Below are 273 nucleotides of genomic sequence, written 5' to 3' on the forward strand. Positions count from 1 at the left end.
CTGTTGGAGTGATGAGGCTATTGGCATTTGCATCGATCAGCGCTTGTTCTGCCGCAGCGTATGCTGCTTCTGCTGCCTCTACTGCTGCTTCAGCCGCTGCTAGAGCTTCTCCAATATCATCAACAACACCATCTTCATCTTCGTCATTTACTGTTGGTAAAGTGATATCAACCAGATCATTCAAACGACCTTGTAGCGCATCTTTTTCTGCTTGTACTGCCTCAGGTAACGCTGTCACTTTTGTTTGTGCTTCTGTTTTCGCAGCAAGTGCAT

At 46.5% G+C, this 273-nt stretch carries 1 protein-coding gene; it reads right to left on the reverse strand.

The genetic code is table 11. The features are described 5' to 3' along the window. Positions 1–273 (reverse strand): GA-like domain-containing protein (locus tag AC1M89_RS14835; RefSeq protein WP_481614406.1); only part of this gene is annotated, 273 nt, incomplete at both ends.

It is taken from the genome of Acinetobacter sp. ANC_7635, from assembly GCF_056779945.1.